Here is a 6,140-nt window from a genome sequence, read left to right as displayed (position 1 = left end):
ATTCTTGTGCACACGGGCCAGAATTTCGACTACGAGCTGAACCAGATTTTTTTCGAAGACCTGCAGATTCGCAAGCCCGACCACTTTCTCAATGCAGTCGGCGAAAATGCGGCCCAGACCATCGGCCAGATCATCATGAAGGCCGATGAAGTGTTCCAGGCTGAGAAGCCCGACGCCGTCCTGCTCTATGGCGACACCAACTCATGCCTGGCAGTGATCGCGGCCAAACGGCGGAAAATCCCGGTATTCCACATGGAGGCAGGCAACCGCTGCTTCGACCAGCGCGTTCCCGAAGAACTCAACCGGAAGGTGCTCGATCACCTGTCGGACATCAACATGGTCCTGACGGAACATGCACGGCGCTATCTCATCGCCGAAGGCGTGCGGCCCGAAACCATCATCAAGACCGGCTCGCACATGCGTGAGGTCGTCGACCACTACCGCCCGCAAATCGACAAGTCCGACATCATTTCGCGCCTGTCCCTCAAGCCCAATGAATTTTTCCTGGTCAGCGCGCATCGCGAGGAAAACGTTGACTCGCCCGACGCGCTGAAGGACCTGCTCGAGACCTTGACCGAGCTTGTCAAAAAGTATGGCTTCCCGGTGATCGTTTCCACCCATCCACGCACGCGAAAACGGCTGGAGGAGGCTGGTTACGAAGGCCTGGACAAGCGCATCGTGTTCGGCAAGCCGCTCGGGTTTTTCGACTACATGAAACTGCAGGTCGAAGCCAAATGCGTGCTGTCCGACAGCGGCACCATCACGGAGGAGACTTCGCTGCTCAACCTCTGCTCCATCACCCTGCGCAATGCCCACGAGCGCCCCGAAGGCATGGACGTCGGCACCCTCATCATGAGCGGCCTCAAGAAGGACCGCGTGATAGACGCCATCGAGATCGTGACGTCGCAATATGACCGCAACCGGCGCCCGGTGCTGCCCATTGCCGACTACGAAAATCCGTTCGTCTCGACGCAAATTGTGCGTGTCGTGACGAGCTACATCGACTACATCAACCGGGTCGTCTGGTCGAAGAAATAATACGCGCGGCGGCTATGGCGGCAGCTCGGCTTGCGCCATCGTCGCGCCGTCACAATCCCTGGCTGAAAGCAGAGGTACAGTGCCAGCCAGGGGCCAGGAAATCGCCAGATCCGGGTCGTCCCAACGGATGCAGCGTTCATGTTCGGCGGCGTAGTAGTCGGTGGTCTTGTACAGCACGTCGGCAAATTCGCTAAGCACCAAAAAGCCGTGCGCAAAGCCCGGCGGCACCCAAAGCTGCCGATGCTCCTGGGCCGACAACTCGAACGCGACCGAACGCATGAAATTCGGCGAGGAGCGCCGGACATCGACCGCCACATCCCAGATGCTGCCGCTGACCACCCTCACGAGCTTGCCTTGGGGTTGCCTGAGCTGGTAATGCAGGCCGCGCAGCACATGGCGAACCGAGCGCGAATGATTGTCCTGTACAAAACCGCCGTCAAGCCCGGTTGCCCGCTCAAAATCGCGCCTGTTGAAGCTTTCGAGAAACAGGCCCCGCGCGTCGGCATGAACTTCAGGCTGAATCAGCAGCACTTCGGGCAGGGCCGTCGGGGTGACTTTCATGAGAGCTCCTCAACCATTTTGGCGACACCGGTTTGCCAATCGGGAATGTCGACCCCGAAAGTCCGCCGCAGCTTCGAAGTATCAAGTCGTGAGTTCAATGGACGGCGGGCTGCCTGCACGTAGGCAGTTGACGCCACGGGCTGGACTGCATCTATGGGCACACTGGGCAACAGGCCGGTCTTTTGTGCCTGCTCAACGACAAAACACGCATAGCCATGCCAGGAAGTTTCACCGGCGGCAGCCGCGTGATAAAGCCCGGCCAATTGCTCATCCGCGAGAACGCGCGTCAACGCCAACACAGTCAGGTCGGCCAGCCAGGCCGCTGCGGTGGGCGCACCGAACTGGTCGTTAACCACCGCCAGCCGGCCGTCCCTGCGCAACTTGTGCAGGATTTTCTTTGCAAAGTTTTCACCATGCGCCGCATAAAGCCAGCTTGTGCGGAAGATCAGGTGTCGTGCGCAATTTTTCGCGACCAACTGGTCGCCGAGCAGCTTGCCAAGGCCATAGGCGTTCAGCGGCAAGGCGGTGTCGTCCTCGGTCCACGGCCGCGTTCCTCCGCTGCCATCAAAGACATAGTCGCTCGAATAGTGAACAAACCAGGCGCCGGTCTCTTCACACGACCGGGCCAGCACGGCCGGTGCATCGGCATTGATCGCGTTGACCATATCAGGCTGGCCCTCGGCCGCATCAACGTCGGTGAAAGCCGCCGCATTGACGACGATATCGGGCCTGGCTCCGAGTACGGCGTTCCGGATACCAACGCTGTCGGCAAGGTCGCCGCCAGGCTGGCTCCGATCAGGTGCAATCACCTCGCCCAACGCGGCCAGGCTGCGCAAGAGCTCCGCGCCCAATTGCCCGCTCTTGCCGAACAGCAGGATCTTCAGCATGGACTCACCCGGTATGGCCGCGCTCACGCACCGCTTGCAGCCAACCTGGGTTGTCCAGGTACCAGCGCACGGTGTGGCGCAGGCCGGCTTCGAAGCTCTGGTCAGCATGCCAGCCCAGCTCATGGCGGATCTTGCTCGAATCGATGGCGTAACGGGCATCATGGCCGCGGCGATCGGCTACATGGGTGATCAAGCCGGCATAGCCGGCCGGCACCGGCCGCAATTCATCGAGCAGGCGGCAAATCGTGCGCACGACATCCAGATTGGTTTTTTCTCCCTGGCAACCGATGTTGTAGGTCTCACCGGGCCGGCCGGCCTCCAGCACCATGCGGATCGCCTTGCAATGGTCCTTGACATACAGCCAGTCGCGCACCTGCAGGCCATCACCGTAGACCGGCAGGGGCCGCCCTTCGAGCGCTGCAACAATCATGTGGGGGATCAGTTTTTCCGGAAACTGGTAGGGCCCATAGTTGTTGGCGCAGTTGGTGGTAAGCACCGGCAGGCCATAGGTGCGATGGCTGGCACGCACCAGGTGGTCGGCGGCCGCCTTGCTTGCGGCATAAGGGCTGTTGGGTTCATAGCGGTCAACTTCGCGGAAAGCCGCCGCCGCCGACGTCAGCGAGCCATAGACTTCATCCGTCGACACCTGCAAAAACCGAAAGTTCGTGCCGCTTGATCCTTCCAGCCCCGACCAGTAGGCGCGCGCGGCCTCCAGCAGGCGGAAAGTGCCTACGATATTGGTCTGGACGAACTCTTCGGCCGCGTCGATGGAGCGGTCGACATGCGACTCCGCCGCGAAGTTGATGATGGCGCGCGGCCGGTGCAGCGCGAGCAGGCCGGCCACCCACCGGCTGTCAGCGATATCGCCGTGCGCAAAGACATGGCGGCTGTCACCCTCAAGCCCACGAAGGTTGTCGCGGTTGCCCGCGTAGGTGAGCTTGTCGATATTGAGGATCGGCTCATCGTGCAACGCGAGCCAGTCCAGAATGAAGTTGGCTCCGATAAAACCGGCTCCGCCAGTGACCAGAATCATGGATAGCCTTTGTTGACGGCACACGTGCGGCAACGGCGCCTGGACCGGGATTATCCCCCAGCCGCGGCGCCGCCAACGAAAAACGGGCCTGGAGAACCAGGCCCGTTTGGCATCAAGCCTGAAACAGGCTCAGAAATGAATCCCGCGCATCATCTGCTGCATCGCCACCGCTTCGGCCGACAGCGTCGGTTTGGCGCTCTTGTCGCCCTTGGCGGCCGATGAGTCGGGGAACATGCGAAAGCTGGTGTTCATGGCGATCTGGGCGATGCGCGGCACCAGCGCATGCATGAGCTGGCCGGTGATGCCCAGGCGGGTGGCCACGCGTACCGGCTTGAAGATGCAGGCCTGCGCAATCATGTCGGCGGCCTCTTCAGGGGACAGCGTGGGCACGTTGTTGTACAGGTTGGTCGGCGCGATCATGGGCGTGCGCACCAGCGGCATGTTGATGGTGGTAAAGCTGATGCCGACGTCGGCAAACTCACTGGATGCGCAGCGCGTCCAGGCGTCCAGCGCGGCCTTGGAGGCCACATAGGCCGAGAAGCGCGGTGCATTGGTCAGCACACCGATGGAGCTGATGTTGACCACATGGCCCTTGCGCTTGGCAGCCATGCCGGGCAACAGCCCCATGGTCACGCGCAGGCAGCCAAAGTAATTGAGCTGCATGGTGCGCTCGTAATCGTGAAAGCGGTCGTAGCTGGCCTCAATGGCGCGGCGGATGGAGCGGCCCGCGTTGTTGATGAGGAAGTCGACGCCGCCATGGTTGGCGATCAGCTCCTTGATGAAACGGTCGCAATCCACCATGTCGGCGATGTCGGCCGGGTAAGCCACGAAGTTATAGCCTTTGGCCTTGGCTTCCTTGCAGGCTTCGTCGAGCTTGTCCTGGTCGCGCCCGCAGATGATGGTGATGGCACCCGCATCGGCAAACTTGTGCGCCGCCGCCAGGCCGATGCCTGACGAACCACCGGTGACCAATACCACCTTGCCGTTGACGGTGCCGCGCAGCGACCGGTCGATATGCAGATCGGGATCCAGGTGGCGTTCCCAGTGATCCCAGAGGCGCCAGGCGTAGTCTTTCAGGTTGGGGCAATCGATGTTCGAGCCCTTGAGCGCGGCCAGGGTGTCGCGGCAGTCAAAGCGGGTCGGGTAGTTGACAAACGTCAGCATGTCTTCCGGCAGGCCCAGGTCGGCCAGCACCGCATTGCGCACACGGCGCACCGGCGCCAGCGCCATCAGGCTCTTTTTGACGCCGCGCGGGATAAAGCCCAGCAGGGCGGCATTCACGAACAGGTTCATCTTGGGCGCATGGGCTGCGCGGCTGAAGATGTCCAGCACATCGCCGACGCGGTAGCCCACCGGGTCCACCAGGTGAAAGCATTTTTTGGCAATACCGGTTTTGTGGCTGAGGTGGTCCAGCGCATCGACGACAAAGTCGACCGGAACGATGTTGACCCGCCCGCCCTCCAGCCCCACTGCCGGCATCCAGGGCGGCAGCAGCTGCCGCATGCGCTGGATCAGCTTGAAGAAGTAGTACGGCCCGTCGATCTTGTCCATTTCGCCGGTGGTGCTGTCGCCGACCACCATGGCAGGGCGAAACACCGTCCACGGCACCTTGCATTCCTTGCGCACGATTTTTTCGCTCTCGTGCTTGGTCATGAAATACGGGTGCTCGTAGTTTTCGGCTTCCTCGAACATGTCCTCGCGGAACACGCCTTCATAGAGGCCGGCAGCGGCGATGGAGCTCACATGGTGAAAGTGGCCGGCGTCAATCGCCTTGGCAAATTCCACCGTGTTGCGGGTGCCGTCAATGTTGACGGCCACCTGGCTTTCCTCGTCGGCGCTCAGGTCATACACCGCAGCGAGGTGGTAAAAATGCCCGACCTGCCCCTTGAGTTTCTTGATGTCTTCACTGCTGACACCGAGCTTTTTGCTGGTCAGGTCGCCGTGCACGGCAACGGCGCGGGCGGCGGGTACACCCCAGTATTCCCTCAGCGCCGCCACTTTGCCGGCGCTTTCCTTGCGGATCAGGAAATGAACGGTCGTTCCTTTTCGTTCCAGAAGTTTTTTTACCAGGCGCTTGCCAATGAAGCCTGTGGCCCCTGTAACGAAATAATGCATTTGTGTTTCCTCCGCTGAACGGCCAAGTCAAAAAGTGATTCTTGCTTAAACGGCATGACTCTCTATTCAGCAGAAACCCGCGCTCAGCCTGACTGCACGTACTTTTCCGTAGAGCCGCATGCCTAGAACCTGTTCACGGTTCTAGAACGCAACACCTAAACGCCGTCACAGGGAGGGCTTATATTTTCCCCGTGCGTGCGGCATACTGCCCGCGAAGTTCCATAACCACAAACTGTCTGGAGTAAACCATGGTCAAGAAACTGCAAAAAATGAGCGCCGACAAGAAGTCCGGCCCACAGCTGTCCGGTGCCGTCAAGGAATCCGCCCAGCAAATCTGGCTGGCCGGCCTGGGCGCCTTCTCCAAGGCGCAGGAAGAAGGCGGCAAAGTGTTTGAGACCCTGGTCAAGGAAGGCCTGTCCATCCAGCGCAAGACCCAGGCCGTGGCCGAAGGCAAAATTTCTGAAGCCACCAACAAGATGGCCAGCATGGCCACCGACATCCAGTCC

At 60.7% G+C, this 6,140-nt stretch carries 6 protein-coding genes; 2 read left to right on the top strand and 4 right to left on the bottom strand.

Annotation, left to right across the window (positions count from 1 at the left end):
- Positions 1–1,038: non-hydrolyzing UDP-N-acetylglucosamine 2-epimerase (gene wecB / locus AC1DWI_RS11310; protein ID WP_477724851.1), on the top strand; the 1,038-nt coding region annotated here is incomplete at its 5' end.
- A 12-nt stretch (positions 1,039–1,050) separates the two neighbouring features.
- On the opposite strand, the gene rfbC is transcribed toward wecB, so the two are convergent.
- From rfbC to AC1DWI_RS11290, 4 genes are all read right to left on the bottom strand, one after another.
- Positions 1,051–1,599 carry a dTDP-4-dehydrorhamnose 3,5-epimerase gene (gene rfbC / locus AC1DWI_RS11305; RefSeq protein WP_477668534.1) on the bottom strand — a complete coding sequence of 183 codons (549 nt, stop codon included), beginning with the start codon at positions 1,597–1,599 and terminating at the stop codon, positions 1,051–1,053.
- The gene (gene rfbD / locus AC1DWI_RS11300) at positions 1,596–2,486 is read right to left on the bottom strand and encodes a dTDP-4-dehydrorhamnose reductase (protein ID WP_477668535.1); all 891 of its coding nucleotides are present in this window, start codon (positions 2,484–2,486) and stop codon (positions 1,596–1,598) included. Before rfbD ends, rfbC begins: the two co-directional genes overlap by 4 nt.
- Positions 2,487–2,490: 4 nt before the next feature.
- A complete protein-coding gene (gene rfbB, locus AC1DWI_RS11295; RefSeq protein WP_477668536.1) occupies positions 2,491–3,519 on the bottom strand; it encodes a dTDP-glucose 4,6-dehydratase in 1,029 nt (342 codons plus the stop codon).
- Between the two features lie 129 nt (positions 3,520–3,648).
- Entirely contained in the window at positions 3,649–5,634 is a 1,986-nt protein-coding gene (locus AC1DWI_RS11290; RefSeq protein ID WP_477668537.1) for an SDR family oxidoreductase, read from the bottom strand.
- Positions 5,635–5,882: 248 nt separating this feature from the next.
- On the opposite strand from AC1DWI_RS11290, the gene AC1DWI_RS11285 reads away from it, so the two are divergent.
- On the top strand, positions 5,883–6,140 hold a 258-nt coding region (locus tag AC1DWI_RS11285; protein ID WP_477724850.1), incomplete at its 3' end, for a phasin family protein.

It is taken from the genome of Polaromonas sp. P3_C2, from assembly GCF_056402675.1.
The sequence above is the reverse complement of the archived record's forward strand: the minus strand, read 5'-3'. Positions and strand labels throughout refer to the sequence as shown.

What these genes read in the sequence shown, in the direction of transcription:
- rfbB (WP_477668536.1), bottom strand. Translation starts at nt 3,519, where the DNA reads ATGATTCTGGTCACTGGCGGAGCCGGTTTTATCGGAGCCAACTTCATT.
- rfbD (WP_477668535.1), bottom strand. Translation starts at nt 2,486, where the DNA reads ATGCTGAAGATCCTGCTGTTCGGCAAGAGCGGGCAATTGGGCGCGGAG.
- rfbC (WP_477668534.1), bottom strand. Translation starts at nt 1,599, where the DNA reads ATGAAAGTCACCCCGACGGCCCTGCCCGAAGTGCTGCTGATTCAGCCT.
- AC1DWI_RS11290 (WP_477668537.1), bottom strand. Translation starts at nt 5,634, where the DNA reads ATGCATTATTTCGTTACAGGGGCCACAGGCTTCATTGGCAAGCGCCTG.